The sequence below is a fragment of the Arthrobacter ulcerisalmonis genome (assembly GCF_900609065.1).
In the GTDB taxonomy this organism is placed as follows: domain Bacteria; phylum Actinomycetota; class Actinomycetes; order Actinomycetales; family Micrococcaceae; genus Arthrobacter; species Arthrobacter ulcerisalmonis.
Genome location: NZ_UXAU01000030.1, coordinates 1 through 16,655 on the forward strand (window position 1 = coordinate 1; position 16,655 = coordinate 16,655).

The window sequence follows — 16,655 nt, forward strand, 5'->3', positions numbered from 1 at the left end:
GTCTCCCCGAGTGGGAGGTACTATCCGGCGGAACCACCCGAAAGGGAACCCACCCACCTCCCACCAGATCCCCTCACCCAGACAGGCGATGGGGGTGGTGTGATCAGTGCCGAATCCACTGGTGAGCTCAGTGCCGGGTTGGCACCAGAGCTGCCGCCTGAGCCAGCGTGGGTGTTGGAATCGGAGGTGGCACTTGACCGGGCAGGGTTACTCGAGCTGCCGTCTGAGCCTGAATGGGCGTTGGAACCGGAGTTGGAGTCAGATTTGGCAGCCGGGTTGGAATCTGAGCTGCCGCCAGCCGCAGCAGCTCAGGACCCGGAGCTTACGCTCGAGCCCGCAGGCGTACAGGAACCAAAAGCGCTACCGGCATTGGTTTCCGTGGACCCGACGGCCGAGGTGGTTCGGGGTTCAGTTCCGGAGCAGGTTCCAGGAACGGTGGCCTGGATCGTGCCCGCCAAGTCCGAGCGACGAATGGTTCTGCCCTCGTTGAAGAACCTGCACCGGTCAGCCTCTTTGCCTGGCCAGCAGCCGTCTTCACCCCGGGCGCGGAAGAGTCAATCTCGAGACCTGAAACAGGCCAGAAAACGAGCCAAAACGCTCGCCAGCAAACGCCCCAGCCCCCTCGAACTCGCCCTCACCGCCTACCTCGCAGCAGAACACTGACCCAACAACAGCCAACCCAGGTACGTACCCGCGTCAAGATTGAGCTTCAAGAGCCCGTCGGCACCGGAGAAAATCCGCTTCACGTTGAGCGCACCACAGCCCAGCAACCACCCGCGGACTCCAGACATGCCGCTACTCCCCCACCCAATTGTCGGCACCCGCTCCTAAGCTGTTCATACCCGGCAAACCAGCTGGCCAGATGCGAAGGGGATCATCATGTTTTGCTCCATCATTCCGCCGTACATGCTGCGTAGGCTGGCCACCCAGGATGAACCACGGTTGCAGGCCATCGCCCGGGCGGCCAAAGAATCCCTGGTTCACGTCCGGGGTATTCAGGCCACTCGAATCCAGACCGGGAATCCCCGCACCACAGCCCGCCAGGCCGCACCTCAGCCGCCACAGCGCAGCATCTTCGACGCCGAATCCACGGAAACGCTGCCCGGCAAGCTCGTCCGCAAAGAAGGTGCACCCGCCACCGGTGATCCAGCAGCAGATGAGGCCTATGACGGCTTGGGCGCAACGCACAAGTTGTACGCAGACGTCTACAACCGCAACTCGATCGACGGCGCCGGGATGAAGCTGGACGCCACAGTGCATTTCGGCAAGCTGTATGACAACGCGTTCTGGGATGGGAAACAGATGGTCTTCGGCGACGGCGATGGCGAGATCTTCCAGCGTTTCACCAAGTCACTGACGGTCATCGGGCATGAGCTCGCCCACGGCGTCACCCAGCACACCGCCGGCTTCGCCTATCGCAACCAGGCTGGCGCGCTGAACGAGTCCATGTCGGACGTCTTTGGTTCCCTGGTGGAGCAGTACGCGGCGGGTCAATCGGCTACCGATGCGAGTTGGCTGATCGGCGAAGGTCTCTTCACGGACGCCGTCCAGGGTGCAGCCTTGCGGTCCATGAAAGCACCGGGCACCGCGTACGACGACGACGTGCTGGGCAAGGACCCGCAGCCCGACTCGATGGACGGTTACGTCCGCACCAGCGCGGATAACGGTGGCGTTCATATCAACTCTGGCATTCCCAACCGGGCATTCTGCCTCACCGCCCTGTCCTTGGGCGGCAATGCCTGGGACCAACCAGGGCAGATCTGGTACAGCGCACTTACCAGTGGAGATCTCCCTGAAGCGTGCACCTTCGGCCGGTTCGCTAAAGCTACGCTCTCTGCGGCCGAAGAGCTCTTTGGAAAAGACTCACCACAGCATGACGCGGTGAAGCAGGCGTGGGACACTGTGAAGGTCAAGTCCTAGACAGGACCACCGCGGTACCGCAAAGGCAGTGCAGGGATGAAGATCACCATTCAACGCAGCGGGGGCTTCGCAGCAATCACCCGGGTGTGGACGGTGGTGGCTGCCAGTTCCGAGGAAAAGGATCGCTGGATGCCCCTTGTGGAGGCGTGCCCCTGGGATGACGTGGCGCCACCTGCCCCACCAGCAGGCCAGGCTGACCGCTTTATCTACTCCATCCGCGCCGGCCAAAGGCAAGCCAAGTTGCCTGAAACCCAGGTGACCGGTCCGTGGCACGTCCTTGTCGAGTGCGCCCAAACTGAAGGCGAAGAATCGCGGCAACGCTAGTCCGCTGTCCCGCGACATTCCACTCGCCGCAGTAGACTTTTCATCAGCCATGACATTTCACATTTCGTATCCCGCAGAGCTGCCCGTTTCCGAGCGCCGCGAGGACATCATGGCGGCCATTGCCGCCAACCAGGTCACCATCATCGCCGGCGAGACCGGCTCGGGAAAGACCACCCAGATACCCAAGATGTGCCTGGAACTAGGCTTGGGCGATAACGGCCTGGTTGGCCACACCCAACCCCGCCGGCTGGCAGCACGAACCGTGGCGGAACGCATTGCCGAAGAGCTCGGCGTCGAGATCGGCGAAGAAGTAGGCTTCCAGGTCCGATTCACCGGCCACGTCAGCCGAAACACCAAGGTCAAGCTGATGACGGACGGCATCCTGCTGGCAGAGATCCAACGCGACAAGCTGCTGCGCAAATACAACGCCATCATCATCGATGAAGCCCACGAACGCAGCCTCAACATCGACTTCATTTTGGGCTATCTCAAGCGGATCCTCCCGCAACGCCCAGACCTGAAAGTCATCATCACCTCGGCCACTATCGATCCCGAGCGCTTTGCCAACCACTTTGGCACGCCGGAACAGCCGGCCCCGATCATCGAAGTCTCGGGCCGCACCTTCCCGGTGGAAATCCGCTACCGCCCCCTCTCCCAGCCCAAGGACGACCAGGACGACGCGTCCGACGACGAACTTGAGGAAGATCGCGATCCCCTGGATGCGGTCTGCGACGCCGTCGACGAACTCGCTGCCGAGGCTCCTGGCGACATCTTGGTCTTCTTCTCCGGCGAGCGCGAGATTCGGGACGCTGCGGACGCGCTCCAATCCCGGATCCAATCGAATCGGAAACTCGCCGGCACCGAGGTCTTGCCACTTTTTGCCCGGCTCAGCCTGCAAGAACAGCATCAGGTCTTCCATCCCGGTTCCAAACGTCGGATCGTGCTGGCCACCAACGTCGCGGAAACCTCACTCACCGTGCCGGGCATCAAATACGTGATCGACACCGGCACCGCCCGGATCTCGCGGTACTCGCACCGTACCAAGGTCCAGCGCCTGCCCATTGAACGAGTCTCACAGGCCTCAGCGAACCAGCGGTCCGGACGCTGCGGACGCGTCTCCGACGGTATTGCCATCCGTCTCTACTCCGAAGAGGACTTCGAGTCCCGGCCATCGTTCACCGATCCCGAGATCCTCCGCACCAACCTCGCGGCCGTCATCCTGCAGATGACCGCCATGGGCGTGGCCCGCGGGCCCAAGGACGTGGAAAACTTCCCCTTCGTTGAACCGCCTGAGTCTCGAGCCATTAACGACGGCGTGACGCTCCTGCGCGAACTCGGCGCCTTGCCCGCGGCCCAAGCGAGCAACGCCCAGGGCGGGTCGAAAAGCAGTGGCCTCACCGCCGTCGGGCATCAGCTCGCCCAACTGCCCGTGGATCCTCGGCTGGGCAGGATGATTGTGGAAGCCGGGAAGCGCGGCTGCGTCCGTGAAGTGATGATCCTCGCTGCGGCCCTGACCATTCAAGACCCACGCGAGCGGCCCACCGACAAGCAACAGCTGGCAGCGGAGAAGCACAACCGTTTCAAGGATGAGAACTCGGACTTCACCGGCTTCCTTAACCTCTGGAACTACCTGCAGGAAAGGCAGCAGGAGCTCTCCTCTTCAGCCTTCCGTCGACTCTGCCGCAACGAGTTCATCAACTACCTGCGAGTGCGCGAATGGCAGGATCTCTTTGCGCAGCTCCGCCAACTGGCGCGACCGCTGGGCATCAGCCTCGACAACAATCGCGAGGCGGACCCGGTGGGCAACCACGAGGGCATCCACATCAGCCTGCTCTCCGGGTTGCTGAGTCATATCGGCATCCTCGACGAACGCAAGCGCGAGTATGCGGGCGCACGGGGAAGCCGGTTCGCGATCTTCCCCGGCTCCGCCCTGTTCAAGAAGTCGCCAACATTCGTGATGGCCGCAGAACTGGTCGAAACCAGCCGACTCTGGGCCCGGGTTGCTGCTCGATTCGACCCCCTGTGGGCCGAGCAGGTGGCCCCCGACCTGGTCAAACGCAGCTACAGCGAACCGCACTGGTCAACCCGGCAGGGCTCAGTCATGGCCTACGAGAAGGTCACCCTCTACGGCGTCCCCATCATCGCCCAACGTCGCATCAACTACGGCCGGGTGGACCCGGTGCTGGCCCGTGAGCTGTTCATCCGGCACGCACTGGTTGAAGGCGACTGGAAAACCAACCACAAGTTCTTCCACCGCAACCGTGCCCTCCTGCTCGAAGTGGAGGAGCTGGAGGCGCGGATGCGGCGCCGTGACCTCATGGTGGACGACGAGACACTGTTCGATTTCTACGACGCCCGCATCGGCGCCGATGTAGTGTCCGAACGGCACTTCGACAAGTGGTGGAAGGACGCCCGCAGGGACCATCCGGATCTGCTGGACTACGACAAGTCACTCCTGATCAGCGACGATGCGGATGACCTCGACGATTCTGCATATCCGAAAATCTGGCTGCACAAGGGCTTCGAATTGCCTCTGAGCTACGAGTTTCATCCCGTCGCGCCCGGTTCGGCACCCAATCCCTCCGACGGCGTGACCGCCGAGGTGCCGGTGCTCTTCCTGAACCAGTTGGATGACGCCCCGTTCCGCTGGCTGATTCCCGGCCAACGGGTGGAACTTGTGACGGCGCTGATCAAATCGCTGCCTAAGCAGATCCGCAAAAACTTCGTTCCGGCGCCGGATGTGGCCCGACAAGCCACCGCCATGTTGGAAACTGACTTCGACCCCGCCACCGATGAGCTTGAAACTGCCCTGGAACTCGCCCTCCGCAGGCTTCGCGGCGCCATTGTGCCGCCGGGGTCTTGGAATTGGGACGCGATTCCGCCGCACCTGCGGGTCAGCTTCAAGGTGGTGGACAGCAGTGGCAAACTCGTGGGCGAGGGCAAGGACCTCCCGGCGCTCCAGGAACAGCTGGCACCTGCAACCCGCCGGGCAATCGCCGAATCGCTGGGCGCCACGCCTGCCACCACAGCTCCGGCGGGCGGCAGGAAGAAGCACGTGTCCGACGGCGGCACACCCGCGGGCGGGCGAGCGCAGAACGCTGCGGTACAGGGGTCTCGGGAAGGAAATTCAGGAGTCCACGGTTCGGGGCCACAGCCGCAGGTTACTGCTTCCCAGGCCGGGATTGCCGAGCAGGATGGCCTGACCGAGTGGACGGTTGGCACCCTGCCACAGGAAGTCAGCAGCGTAGTCAAGGGACACACCGTCACCGGCTACCCGGCGCTGGTCGATTCGGGCACCGCAGTTTCGCTGCGCGTCTTCCAGACTCCCACCGAACAACAGACAGCGATGCGTGGCGGCGTCATCCGGCTACTTGCCCTGCGCGTCCCCGCCCCCGACAGGTACGTGCTGGAGCACTTGAGTAACAACGAGAAGTTGACGTTCAGCCAAAATCCGCACGGCTCGGTGTCTGCGCTCATCGCCGACTGCGCGCTGGCCGCCGTGGATAAGCTCACGCCAGTAGCGTTGCCCTGGGACAGGACTAGTTTCGACGCACTCTACGAAAGAGTCCGGGCTGAGCTGATCGACACCGTCTTCAGCGTCACGGCCGTGGTGGAGCGCATCCTGGCCAGTGCCCGCAGGATCGAGAAGCACCTCCGGGAAAGCACCAGCCTGGCCCTGATCAGCGCGCTGAATGACATCCGCAGCCAGCTGGAAAACCTGGTGTTCCCAGGTTTCGTGGCACAGACGGGCTACGCGCAGCTCAGCCAACTGCCGCGCTATCTGGCAGCGATCGAGAAGCGGCTGGAGCGGCTGCCCGGCAACGTCCAACGCGATGGACTGGGCATGGCCGTGGTGCAACGCCTTGAGGATGACTACGACGATGCCGTGGCTGCCCTCCTGCCGGGGCGGCGAGCCGGCCATGATTTAACCCAGGTGCGCTGGATGATCGAAGAGCTACGGGTGAGCCTGTTCGCCGTCGAACTCGGCACTGCTTATTCCGTGTCGGAGAAGCGCATCCGCACCGCACTCAACAAGGCGCTGGCGCCGGCCTAGTTTGCCGGCACCGCGTCCCCGTGCCCGGCGTCCCGGAGCCCTTGCCGCAGTTTCTCGGCATTGGCATCGAGGACGGCCGGGTCGGGGTGCTGGTCTACCGTGGCAAAGTCGTAGTCGGCCATGCTGTGCGAGGGCCACACGTGGACGTGCAGGTGGTTCACTTCGTAGCCCGCTACCAGCAGTCCGGCCCGTGGCGACCCGAAAGCCGACACCTGCACGGCCCCGATCTTCCGGGCCACTTCCATCACCTGCGCCAAAGTCTCGGGTGATGCGTCCGTCCAGCGGTCAACTTCCTCCACAGGTACCACCAGGGTGTGGCCGTCAGCCAGCGGCCCGGTGGTCAGGAACGCCGCCACCTGCTCGTCCCGCCAGACGAAGCGGCCGGGGATCTCCCCGTTGATGATCTTGGTAAAAAGCGTGCTCATGCGTTTGCCTCCTCGGCAGGTGCCTGCAGGGTGCTGGTGTCCAGCACGAATCGGTACTTCACGTCGCCCGCCACCATACGCTGGTAGGCCTCGTTGAGCTGCGTCGCTGCCACTACTTCGATGTCCGATGCAACACCATGCTCGGCGCAGAAATCCAGCATTTCCTGCGTTTCGGCAATACCACCGATGGCCGATGCCGTGTAGCTGACGCGGCGTCGAAGCAGAGCTCGCGGCTCCACCGGAGGCATCGGCTCTGCCGGCAGACCCAACTGGTACAGGGCACCATCCAACCGGAGCGCACCGAAATACGGGGTGAGGTCATGCGGAGCGGCAACGGTATCGATGATGACGTCGATGCTCCGGTCCTGCGCCGCCATGGCTTCGGCATCCCGCGACAGCACCACCAGATCGGCTCCCAACTCCACGGCAGCCGACTCCTTGGCTGCGGAGGTAGTAAACACCACCACCCGCGCGCCCATGGCTTTTGCCAGCTTCACTGCCATGTGCCCCAGCCCGCCGAGGCCAACTACGCCCACCACGTCCCCAGGCTCAACGTCAAAGTGCCGCAACGGAGAAAACGTGGTGATGCCGGCGCAGAGAAGAGGTGCAGCAGCGGCCGGATCCAAGGATTCCGGCACCCGCAGGACATACCGCTTATCCACGACGACCGAGGTGGCATAGCCGCCCTGGGTGGTGACATCGCCGTTTCGCCGGTCCCTGGCACCATACGTCCCGGTCATGCCCCGCTCGCAATATTGCTCCAGGCCGTTGCGGCAGCTTTCGCACTCCCGGCAGGAATCAACAATGCAGCCGACACCCACCCTGTCGCCAACAGCAAAATCGCTGACTCCAGCTCCCGTCCGCCGGACAGTTCCCACGATCTCGTGGCCAGGCACCAGCGGGTACGGACGTTCGCCCCACTCCCCCCGCGTCGCGTGTACGTCGGAGTGGCACAGGCCGCAGAACTGGATGTCAATCTCGACGTCGTCAACCTGCGGTTCGCGCCGGTTGACGGTAAGCGGGACAAGGCCGCTGTCCGCGGACGTTGCGCCGTACGCAGCAGCCAGCCGGCCGCCGTCGGACGTGGGGCTGATGATCTGGGCAAGCGGCGGTGGCACGGGGCGTCCGGGAGTCATGGCTTGACGCTACCCTCATGCCCGGCGTCGATTCCACTCGACCTTGAGGGCTCGGCGAGAGCGCCGTCCGGCTCGCTGCCGGTGGCCACCGGCAGTTCGGGCCGATTTGACCATTCGGAGAAAGATCCCGGATATAACGCCGCCGGAAATCCGGCGATCTCCAGCGCGGCCACCTGGTGCGCGGCGGTCACACCGGAACCGCAATACACCCCCAGTGGCGCGTCATCGCGAACGCCCAAGGCGTCGAACCGCGCACGCAGCTGTTCGGCAGGCAGGAAGTGCCCTGCCGCGTCCAGGTTTCCCGACGTCGGCGCGCTGACGGCGCCCGGAATGTGGCCCGCGCGCGGGTCAACGGGTTCGTGCTCACCCCGGTAGCGTTCCCCGGCTCGAGCGTCGAGGAGAACGCCGTCGGCTGACCATCCCGACGCATCGGACGCGTCCAGTGTCGGCATGCCGCCGCTGGACAGCTCAACGGTGCCCGGTGTCGCGATGACTGGCCCGGCCACCAGCGGATGGCCAGCATCCCGCCACGCCGACAGGCCGCCGTCGAGCATCAACACCGAGTCAACACCGGCGTTCCGCAGCATCCACCACAGCCGGGCCGCCGCCATGTTGCCGCTGTCGTCATACGCCACCACCGTGTCACCTGTGTTGACACCCCAGCGTCGGGCCGCAGCTTGGAACGCGGGCACCGAGGGCAGTGGATGCCTCCCCCGGCCCTGGACGCTGGCGTCGGCCAGCTCCGTTGCCAGGTCCACAAAGATGGCTCCGGGCAGATGGGAAGCCAGATAATGCTCATGGCCTAGCGGGTCCCCCAGCGCCCAGCGGACGTCAAGCACCACCGTGCGCTGTCCAGTCTCGAGCCGATCGGCCAAGTGGGCCACGGTGATGAGCGGTTGCATTGAACTCCTTCGATCATGCTTGGCGGCTAGCTTCCACTTTAGGGTCCTGCCGTGGGCAGTCGCACACTGGTCCGCAGGTAGGCTGATCCGGTGATGAACGAACCCAATGCATCCCCCACCCGCGACAGCACCACCAGCTCGGAACGGGAGTGGGCAGATCACGCCATCCGCACCATCACAGCCGAGAACAACCGGTCCGCGGATACCCACCTGTACTCGATCCCGCTGCCCACGCAGTGGGGAATCGAGCTGTATGTCAAGGACGAGTCCACGCACCGGTCCGGGAGCCTGAAGCACCGGCTTGCCCGCTCGCTGTTCCTCTTTGGCTTGGTCAACGGCTGGATCAAGGAAGGCACCACCATTGTGGAAGCCTCCAGCGGCAGCACGGCCGTTTCGGAAGCCTACTTTGCCCGGCTGCTCGGCTTGCCGTTTGTGGCCGTCATGGCCAGCAGCACCAGCCCCGAAAAAATCGCCTTGATCGAGGACTTTGGCGGCTCGTGTGTGCTGGTGGAGCACGCCTCAGAGGTCTACGCAGCGGCCGAAAAGGTCGCTGCAGCAACCAACGGGCACTACATGGACCAGTTCACCTACGCCGAACGGGCCACAGACTGGCGCGGGAACAACAACATTGCCGAGTCCATCTTCCAGCAATTGAGCATGGAACAGCATCCCGTTCCGGAATGGATCGTGGTAGGTGCCGGCACCGGAGGCACCAGCGCCACTATCGGCCGGTACCTTCGGTACCACAACCACGCCAGCAAACTGCTGGTTGTCGACCCGGAAAATTCCGCGTTCTACCCCGGCTGGTTGGGCGCTTCCGAACCGGCAGGCCTACCCTCCCGGATCGAAGGAATCGGCAGGGCACGGCTGGAGCCCAGCTTCGTGCCGTCTGTGATCGACGCCATGATCCAAGTCCCCGATGCGGCTTCCATCGCCGCCATGCGGCACCTCCACGAGCTGGCCGGGTTCCACGCCGGCCCGTCCACCGGCACGAACCTCTGGGGCGTCTGGCAGACCATCGCCGGCATGATCGCGGAAGGCCGCACCGGCAGCATCGTCACGTTGATGTGCGACGGCGGTGACCGTTACGCTGGCAGCTACTTCAATGAGGGGTGGCTGGCGGCCCGACAGCTGGACCCCACCCCGCACCAGGCAACGATTGCCGAGTTCTTCGCCACCGGTAGATGGCCGGCAGCTGGGGTTTAGACTTCCCGCCCAGCAACTCCCGCCTAGACCTCCACTGCCTCACCGGCGGCCAAGTGCCGGTACGCCACGCCATACTTAGCGCCCAAGCGTTCCACCTGCGACTCGACGATCTTCAGTCCGTTTGGGTTGAGCAGGGCATCGTGGATCTGGAAAGCCTGCGGGGCCCGGACGCCAATGACGAAGTCCACCACCTCCGACATCTTGCTCCACGGCGCGTGCAGCGGCACCAACAAGGTCTTCACACTGATTCCGTCGGGAATGATGAAGGAATCCCCAGGGTGGTACACGTTGTCATCAACGAGGTAGCCAATGTTCGCCACCACGGGAATCTGTGGATGGATGAGTGCATGCTGCCCGCCGAAGCTGCGGATGCTGAAGCCGGCGGCATCAAAAGTGGAACCGGGCGTTACGGTCTGAATCCGAATGGCCGCACCAGGGGCCGCGGCCCGCAAACTTTCCGCTACGCCAGCCGGCGCATGGACTTCAAGCCCGGCGCTGGCAGCCAAAGCTTCCGTCACCGCAGCCACATCAAGATGGTCAGCATGTTCGTGGGTGATCAGGACCGCCTCCGCACCGGCCAACGCTTCGGTCGCTTCGGAGAAGGTGCCGGGATCAAGGACCAACACCCGGCCGTCCTTTTCGAGCCGAACGCAGGCGTGGGAATACTTGATGAGTCGCATCTGGCCAGCCTATGGTCCGTTACCACCACTGTCCACGGGCCTGTCACTGGTAGCCTTTAACGTTGCCAGTACTCCTCCGGAAGGACGTCCCCATGCCCCACGGCACCCAGGCAGACGCCGCTACGCCCTCCCCAGCAACTGGTGGCAAGGAACAACGCGTCACCAAGCAGCGGAAGGCTGTCAGCGCCGCACTGGACGAGCTCAACGATTTTGTGAGTACCCAGGAGCTGTACCGGATCCTGCAGAACCAAGGCGATTCCGTGTCATTGGCTACCGCCTACCGGATCCTGCAGTCCCTCGCCGATGACGGCTTGGTCGATGTGCTGCGCAACGGCGACGGTGAGGCGGTCTACCGCCGCTGCGCCGTCACCGGCCACCACCACCACCTGCTGTGCCGCAACTGCGGCAAGGCCGTCGAGGTGGAAGCACCCGCCGTCGAGACCTGGGCTGCCCGGACCGCAGCGGAACACGGTTACACCGAAGTGGCGCACACCGTGGAAATCTTTGGTCTCTGCCCAGACTGCACCAAGCTGAAAGCTGCCGGGCAGCTGTAAGACCGCTTCACTAGCGCGTTGCCAGCACCCGGCCGTTCAGGCCCTTTTTAGCCCGCACGGCACCGATCACCCGGCACACCACGTAGATCAGGAACGACAACGTGGTGACGTAGGGACTGATGGGGATCCGGCCGCCCAGTGCCAGCAGGATCCCGCCCACCGTGGCCACCACGGCAAAGGTGACGCTCAAGACCACCACCGCCACCGGCGAGGACGTCACGCGCAGGGCAGCAGCCGCAGGCGTGATGAGCAATGCCAGCACCAGGAGCGCGCCCACTACCTGGATGGACAGGGCCACGCTCACGCCCAGGAGCACCATGAACACCAGGGCGAGGGTGCGCACGGGAACGCCGCGCGCCTCAGCCAACTCGGGGTCCACACTGGCAAAGTTCAGGGGCCGCCAAATAGCAGCCAAGGCCAGCATCACCACCACGGCCGTGCCAGCCAAAGCCTGCAACTGGACTGAATCGACGGAAACGATCTGCCCCGTCAACAAGCCGAACTTGTTGGCCGTCCGGCCCTCGTAGAGCGAGAGGAAAAAGATTCCCAGTCCCAACCCAAACGGCATGATCACGCCAATGATGGAGTTCTTGTCCCGCGCCCGGACGCCCATGAGGCCCAGCAGCAGCGCGGCGGCCACGGACCCAATCAGCGAACCGAACACCACATCGGCACCGATCAGCAGCGCAAACGCCGCCCCGGCGAAGGACAGCTCAGAGATGCCATGGACGGCGAACGCCAGGTCCCGCTTCATGACGAACGTTCCCACCAGTCCGCCCAAGAGTCCCAGGACTGCCCCAGCCCAGATTGAATTCTGCACCAGCACCAGGAGTTCACCGTAGTTTTCGAAGCTGAAGATGGCCCCGAGAATACTGTCGAGATCCATCAGGCAGCCTCTCCGGTGACACCGTCAGTGTCGGAGTGGTGGTGGTGGGTGGTGGCATCGGGAAGTCCCACCACAACGATCCTGCCGTTGGCGTGAATGACTTCGACGTGGCTGCCATAGAGCTCGGACAACACCTCGGTGGTCATGACCTCTTCCGGCGGACCCACCCGAAACCTGCCACCGGCGAGGTACAGGACCCGGTCCACGTAGTCGATAATCGGGTTGATCTCGTGGGTCACGAAAACCACTGCACTGTTTTCCTGGTGGCATTGCTTATTGATCAGCGCACTGACCGCCTGCTGGTGATGCAAATCCAGGGACAGCAGCGGCTCGTCGCACAGCAGGACTTTGGGGTTGGTGGCCAGGGCCTGGGCCACTCGCAGCCGCTGCTGCTCGCCGCCGGAAAGCTGCCCCACCGGTACCTTGGCGTAATCGGAGGCGCCCACCAACTCGAGCAGTTCATCGATGCGGCGATTTACTTTGGTGTGGCCCACCCGAAGTCCCCAGCGGTGGCCATCCACACCCAAACCCACCAAGTCCCTGGCGCGCATGGGGAGGTCAGGGGCGAACGATTTCTGCTGCGGGATGTAGCCGATCAAGTTGCTTCCCCGTTCCACCGGCAACCCGCCGATGGTGACGGTCCCCTGATGCAATTCCTGGAGCCCCAGCAGCACCTTGAGGAAGCTGGTCTTACCGCTCCCGTTGGGTCCCAGCACAGCGAAGAACTCGCCGGGCTTGATGGTGAGGTCCAGGTCCTCCCACAGCGCCCGCTTACCGAACTTCAGGGACGCCCCGGAAAGGCTGACCACAGGTTTCAACTATTTTTCTCCAGAATTTTGCTGACGTTTCCAACATTGTCTGTCATCCACTGCAGGTACGTCTTGCCCTCAGGCAGGGTTTCGGTGAAGTCAACGACCGGAACACCGGCAGCGTCGGCGGCTTTCTTCAGTGCCTCGGTCTGCGGTCCGGCGGTCTGTTCGTTGTAGGCCAGGAGCCGCACCGAGCCCGAAGCGACCAGGTCCGTTGCTTCCTTCAGTGTCGCCGGCGGCACGTCAGAGCCCTCCTCGATCGCTGCCGTGTACGCCTCGGGGGTGACATTGACCAGCCCAGCTGCCGCGAGCAGGTACAGCGGCACAGGCTCGGTGACGGCTACTTTGTCATCCTTGGCGGTTGTCTTCAGCGTTTCCAGCGTACCCGTAATTGCTGCCGCGGCGGTCTTGAAGCTAGTTGCGTTTGCCTCAAACGTGGCCGCCGAGGCTGGCTCCAACTCAGCGAACTTGGCGGCAATACCGTCGGCGACCTTCTCCATGGCGGGCAGGCTGTACCAGACGTGTTCGTTGAAATCGCCGTGATCGTGGCCGTGATCGTCGGCGGCTTCCGTGGCGGTGGCCGTAGCACCTGCGGTGCCGGACGACGCGTCGCCGTGGGCGCCGTCGTCGTGCGCGCCCTCGTGCTCAAGGCCGGAAAGTTCGACGGCGTTCAGCACAGTGCCAGCGGCACTGTCCTTGGTGAGGGTGGTGAGGAAGTCGTCGTAGCCGCCGCCGTTCTCGATCACCACGTCTGCCTTGGACACCGCCAGCCGATCCTGGGCAGTCGCCTCATAGGAATGCGGGTCCTGGCTGGTCTTGGTGATGATGGCGGTGACGCTGACCTTATCGCCACCGATGGCCTGCGCGATGTCGCCGTAGACGTTGGTGGAGGCCACGACGTCGATCCCATCCGACCCGCCCGAAGCGGGTGCGGGAGCCGGGGCGGCGCAACCGGCCAGCAACAAGCTGGCCGCTGCGAGAGTGGCCACGGATAGACGGGCTGCGACGGATCGGCGCACGGGAAACCTCACTTTGAAACGGCGGAAAGAACCCCTCAAGCGTACATCTAAATAGGAATCATTCCTATTTAGATGTACGCCGGGCACCGAGCGTCAGGGCTCAGGCGTCATTCGATTGGCCCAGCCGCCTGATTCCAGTGGCCTGGGTAGCGTCGCGGATTTCGCCCACGAGTTGTTCAATAACGTCCTCCAGGAACAGGACTCCCTGGGTGGTGCCGCCGGGTCCAATGACGCGGGCCAAATGCAGCCCTGAGCGCTGCATCACGGACATTGCCGTTTCCACCTCGTCGTCCATGGCCACGTTCGCGAGGGAACGGACCCTGACCTCGGCGATCGCCGTGTTGTATTCCTCGTCGGGAATGGACAAGACATCCTTGACGTGAAGGTAGCCATACAGGAGTTCGTCGTCGTCCAGCATGGGGAAGCGGGAAAACCCCGTCCGGCTGACTGCCTTCTCGAACTCCACCGGGGTGGTGCCCGCCTTCAGCATGACCAGATCCGAGACGGGCACCATGATGTCCGCGGCTCGGTAGTCAGAGAACTCGAGGGCACCGGTGATGAGACCCGCATCGTCGACCACCAGTCCGTGCCGGGTGGACTCCTGCACGATCGATTGCACCTCCTCGAGCGTGAAGGATGAGTTGACCTCATCCTTCGGCTCGATCCGGAGCAGTTTCAGGATGTGGTTGGCGGTCCAGTTCAAAACCGAGATGACGGGGTTCACCAGGCGGGCAATGAACATCAGTGGCGGTGCCAGAAACAGGGCCGCCTTGTCCGCAGCAGACACGGAGATGTTCTTGGGTACCATTTCGCCGAAGGTCACGTGCAGGAACGTCACCAGGATCAGCGCCACCACGAAGGCCGCAACGTCGGCAACCTCAAGAGGAATACCAAGGGCTCCCAACGGCACGGCCAGGAGATGGTGAATGGCAGGCTCGGCGACCAGCAAGATCAGCAGCGAACACACCGTGATGCCAAGCTGCGCGCACGCCAGCATCAGCGACACGTTTTCCATCGCCTTCAGCGTGGTCTGCGCCCGCTTGGAGCCCGCCTCGGCCAGCGGCTCAATCTGGCTGCGTCGGGCGGACATGATGGCGAACTCGGCGGCGACGAAGAACGCGTTACCCAGCAACAGCACAGCCAGCCAGAAGATCCCGGCCCAGTCGCTCATGGTCGCGTCCCGTCGTCGTGCGCAGTCTGCTGGGCCGCGGGATTCGCGCCCGTAACAGCCTGCTCGTTTGATTCGGGGTCGGCGGGCCGGAAGTAGATCCTGTCGATCCTGCGACCGTCCATCCGGGTCACGCTCAGCGTGCCGCCAGCGACGTCCACGGTGTCTCCCACGGTGGCAATTCGGCCCAAAATGCTCATCACAAATCCGCCCACCGTTTCATACGCAGATTCGTCCGGAACAACCAGGCCGGGAACCTGCTCCGAGACCTCGTCGGGGCGGAGAAGGCCGGGGAAAAACCAGTCTCCGGAAGCGCTTTGCAGCACACCGGGACGGGCCTTGTCATGTTCGTCAGCCACCTCGCCCACGATTTCCTCGACCAGGTCCTCGAGGGTGGCGATCCCGGCAGTTCCACCGTATTCGTCCAGAACGATGGCGAGCTGCAGGTTGCCCTCCCGGAGCTCAGCCATCAGCGCATCAAGGTGGATGGTCTCCGGCACGCGCAGGACGTCCGTCATGATGGCACCGGCCTGGAGCTTCTGCCGCCGATTAGACGGCACGGCTACAGCCTTCTTGACGTGGACCAGGCCGCGGATGTCGTCGGGAGAGTCGCCAATGACGGGGAACCGTGAGTACCCGGTCCGACGGGCTGCCTCCACGATGTCCGACACGGGCTGGTCGGCGTCGATGGTCTCCACTCTGAATCGCGGAGTCATGACGTCTGAGGCCGTGCGAGTGGAGAAGTTCAAGGTGCGGGCCACGAAGTTGGCGGTACCGGCGTCGAGCGTTCCCATGGCCGCCGAGCGGCGAACCAAGGATGCCAGCTCCGACGGCGTCCGGGCCCCGGAAAGCTCTTCCTTGGCTTCAAGGCCGAAAACATTGAGGACCCGGTTGGAAAAGCCGTTAAGCAGCACAATGGCCGGCTTGAAGATGGCGGTGAAGATCAACTGCGGGCGGGCCAGCGCACGGCCGACTCGGAACGACAGCGCGATCGCCATGTTCTTGGGAACCAGCTCGCCCAAGAGCATGGAGAGCAGGGTGGCCAGGATCATCGCCAAGGCAAGGGACACCCCACTCACGGCGATTTCGGGAAGCCCGACGGCGGCCAACGGGCCCTCGAGGAGGCGGCCCACTGAGGGTTCCATGACGTAACCGGTGAGCAGCGTGGTGAGGGTAATGCCCAATTGACAGCTGGAAAGCTGGGTGGACAGGGATTTGAGGCAGGCCAACAAGGCCACCGCCCGCGTGTCACCTTCATCGACTGCGCGCTGCACGCTGGGCTGGTCAACGGCGATGAGGGAAAATTCGACGGCCACAAAGAACCCGGTCCCGGCGATGAGCAGGAGGCCTGCAGCGAGGAGAAGCCATTCCATTCAGGAACGCCCCAACTGTTGGTCGAGCCCACGCACGTCGGCAGAAACTAGATTCTGGTAGGGGTGCTCAACCTGTGGGTGATGGGCGGATTTTCGGGGTTTGCCGGCTCTGCGGGTGGACTGCGCGGTGCTGTGATTCTTGCTCCGCTGACAGCCCCCAGGCCGGCACCTAGATTTACTGTCCATAAGGCCTTCAGTC

15 protein-coding genes are annotated in these 16,655 nt (G+C 63.7%); 6 read left to right on the plus strand and 9 right to left on the minus strand.

What is annotated here, in order from left to right; all coding sequences use genetic code 11:
• The 4 genes from PSET11_RS10715 to hrpA all read left to right on the plus strand — a co-directional run.
• Window positions 1-663, plus strand: a 663-nt coding sequence (locus PSET11_RS10715) for a hypothetical protein (protein ID WP_203415958.1), incomplete at its 5' end; no start/stop codon positions are given.
• A gap of 216 nt (window positions 664-879) precedes the next feature.
• Entirely contained in the window at window positions 880-1,920 is a 1,041-nt protein-coding gene (locus tag PSET11_RS10720) for a M4 family metallopeptidase (RefSeq protein ID WP_238989119.1), read from the plus strand.
• Window positions 1,921-1,956: 36 nt separating this feature from the next.
• Entirely contained in the window at window positions 1,957-2,244 is a 288-nt protein-coding gene (locus PSET11_RS10725; protein ID WP_124092145.1) for a protealysin inhibitor emfourin, read from the plus strand.
• 49 nt (window positions 2,245-2,293) lie between these two features.
• On the plus strand, window positions 2,294-6,298 hold the full coding sequence (hrpA, locus tag PSET11_RS10730) for an ATP-dependent RNA helicase HrpA (RefSeq protein WP_124092147.1): 4,005 nt from the start codon (window positions 2,294-2,296) through the stop codon (window positions 6,296-6,298).
• Here the strand turns inward: hrpA and PSET11_RS10735 are convergent.
• The 3 genes from PSET11_RS10735 to PSET11_RS10745 are packed head-to-tail and all read right to left on the minus strand — an operon-like array spanning window position 6,295 to window position 8,761.
• Window positions 6,295-6,723 (minus strand): HIT family protein, encoded by a 429-nt coding sequence (locus PSET11_RS10735; protein WP_124092150.1) that lies wholly within the window; start codon window positions 6,721-6,723, stop codon window positions 6,295-6,297. The genes hrpA and PSET11_RS10735 overlap by 4 nt on opposite strands.
• The gene (locus tag PSET11_RS10740) at window positions 6,720-7,859 is read right to left on the minus strand and encodes an NAD(P)-dependent alcohol dehydrogenase (RefSeq protein WP_124092152.1); all 1,140 of its coding nucleotides are present in this window, start codon (window positions 7,857-7,859) and stop codon (window positions 6,720-6,722) included. Before PSET11_RS10740 ends, PSET11_RS10735 begins: the two co-directional genes overlap by 4 nt.
• Complete coding sequence (locus tag PSET11_RS10745; protein WP_124092154.1) at window positions 7,856-8,761, minus strand: sulfurtransferase; 906 nt, start codon at window positions 8,759-8,761, stop codon at window positions 7,856-7,858. Before PSET11_RS10745 ends, PSET11_RS10740 begins: the two co-directional genes overlap by 4 nt.
• Window positions 8,762-8,854: 93 nt before the next feature.
• On the opposite strand from PSET11_RS10745, the gene PSET11_RS10750 reads away from it, so the two are divergent.
• Window positions 8,855-9,967, plus strand: coding sequence for a PLP-dependent cysteine synthase family protein (locus tag PSET11_RS10750; protein ID WP_124092231.1), 1,113 nt, complete (start codon window positions 8,855-8,857; stop codon window positions 9,965-9,967).
• Between the two features lie 23 nt (window positions 9,968-9,990).
• Here the strand turns inward: PSET11_RS10750 and PSET11_RS10755 are convergent, their stop codons facing one another.
• Window positions 9,991-10,647 (minus strand): MBL fold metallo-hydrolase, encoded by a 657-nt coding sequence (locus PSET11_RS10755; RefSeq protein ID WP_124092156.1) that lies wholly within the window; start codon window positions 10,645-10,647, stop codon window positions 9,991-9,993.
• Window positions 10,648-10,739: 92 nt separating this feature from the next.
• Between PSET11_RS10755 and PSET11_RS10760 the strand changes: the two genes are divergently transcribed.
• Entirely contained in the window at window positions 10,740-11,201 is a 462-nt protein-coding gene (locus tag PSET11_RS10760; protein WP_124092158.1) for a Fur family transcriptional regulator, read from the plus strand.
• Window positions 11,202-11,211: 10 nt separating this feature from the next.
• Here PSET11_RS10760 and PSET11_RS10765 read toward each other — a convergent pair whose 3' ends face one another.
• From PSET11_RS10765 to PSET11_RS10785, 5 genes are all read right to left on the minus strand, one after another.
• Complete coding sequence (locus PSET11_RS10765) at window positions 11,212-12,087, minus strand: metal ABC transporter permease (protein ID WP_124092160.1); 876 nt, start codon at window positions 12,085-12,087, stop codon at window positions 11,212-11,214.
• Window positions 12,087-12,905 (minus strand): metal ABC transporter ATP-binding protein, encoded by an 819-nt coding sequence (locus tag PSET11_RS10770; RefSeq protein ID WP_124092162.1) that lies wholly within the window; start codon window positions 12,903-12,905, stop codon window positions 12,087-12,089. The genes PSET11_RS10765 and PSET11_RS10770 overlap by 1 nt, the downstream gene beginning before the upstream one ends.
• A complete protein-coding gene (locus PSET11_RS10775; RefSeq protein ID WP_124092164.1) occupies window positions 12,902-13,915 on the minus strand; it encodes a metal ABC transporter solute-binding protein, Zn/Mn family in 1,014 nt (337 codons plus the stop codon). The genes PSET11_RS10770 and PSET11_RS10775 overlap by 4 nt, the downstream gene beginning before the upstream one ends.
• Window positions 13,916-14,015: 100 nt before the next feature.
• Window positions 14,016-15,086, minus strand: a complete 1,071-nt coding sequence (locus PSET11_RS10780) for a hemolysin family protein (protein ID WP_124092166.1) — start codon at window positions 15,084-15,086, stop codon at window positions 14,016-14,018.
• The gene (locus tag PSET11_RS10785; RefSeq protein WP_124092168.1) at window positions 15,083-16,456 is read right to left on the minus strand and encodes a hemolysin family protein; all 1,374 of its coding nucleotides are present in this window, start codon (window positions 16,454-16,456) and stop codon (window positions 15,083-15,085) included. Before PSET11_RS10785 ends, PSET11_RS10780 begins: the two co-directional genes overlap by 4 nt.
• Window positions 16,457-16,655 lie beyond the last annotated feature (199 nt).

Excerpts from the sequence above, each read along its gene's own strand:
- PSET11_RS10735 (WP_124092150.1), bottom strand. The coding sequence starts at position 6,723 with ATGAGCACGCTTTTTACCAAGATCATCAACGGGGAGATCCCCGGCCGC.
- PSET11_RS10765 (WP_124092160.1), bottom strand. The coding sequence starts at position 12,087 with ATGGATCTCGACAGTATTCTCGGGGCCATCTTCAGCTTCGAAAACTAC.
- PSET11_RS10750 (WP_124092231.1), top strand. The coding sequence starts at position 8,855 with ATGAACGAACCCAATGCATCCCCCACCCGCGACAGCACCACCAGCTCG.
- PSET11_RS10780 (WP_124092166.1), bottom strand. The coding sequence starts at position 15,086 with ATGAGCGACTGGGCCGGGATCTTCTGGCTGGCTGTGCTGTTGCTGGGT.
- PSET11_RS10745 (WP_124092154.1), bottom strand. The coding sequence starts at position 8,761 with ATGCAACCGCTCATCACCGTGGCCCACTTGGCCGATCGGCTCGAGACT.
- PSET11_RS10760 (WP_124092158.1), top strand. The coding sequence starts at position 10,740 with ATGCCCCACGGCACCCAGGCAGACGCCGCTACGCCCTCCCCAGCAACT.
- PSET11_RS10725 (WP_124092145.1), top strand. The coding sequence starts at position 1,957 with ATGAAGATCACCATTCAACGCAGCGGGGGCTTCGCAGCAATCACCCGG.
- PSET11_RS10720 (WP_238989119.1), top strand. The coding sequence starts at position 880 with ATGTTTTGCTCCATCATTCCGCCGTACATGCTGCGTAGGCTGGCCACC.
- PSET11_RS10785 (WP_124092168.1), bottom strand. The coding sequence starts at position 16,456 with ATGGAATGGCTTCTCCTCGCTGCAGGCCTCCTGCTCATCGCCGGGACC.
- hrpA (WP_124092147.1), top strand. The coding sequence starts at position 2,294 with ATGACATTTCACATTTCGTATCCCGCAGAGCTGCCCGTTTCCGAGCGC.
- PSET11_RS10740 (WP_124092152.1), bottom strand. The coding sequence starts at position 7,859 with ATGACTCCCGGACGCCCCGTGCCACCGCCGCTTGCCCAGATCATCAGC.
- PSET11_RS10755 (WP_124092156.1), bottom strand. The coding sequence starts at position 10,647 with ATGCGACTCATCAAGTATTCCCACGCCTGCGTTCGGCTCGAAAAGGAC.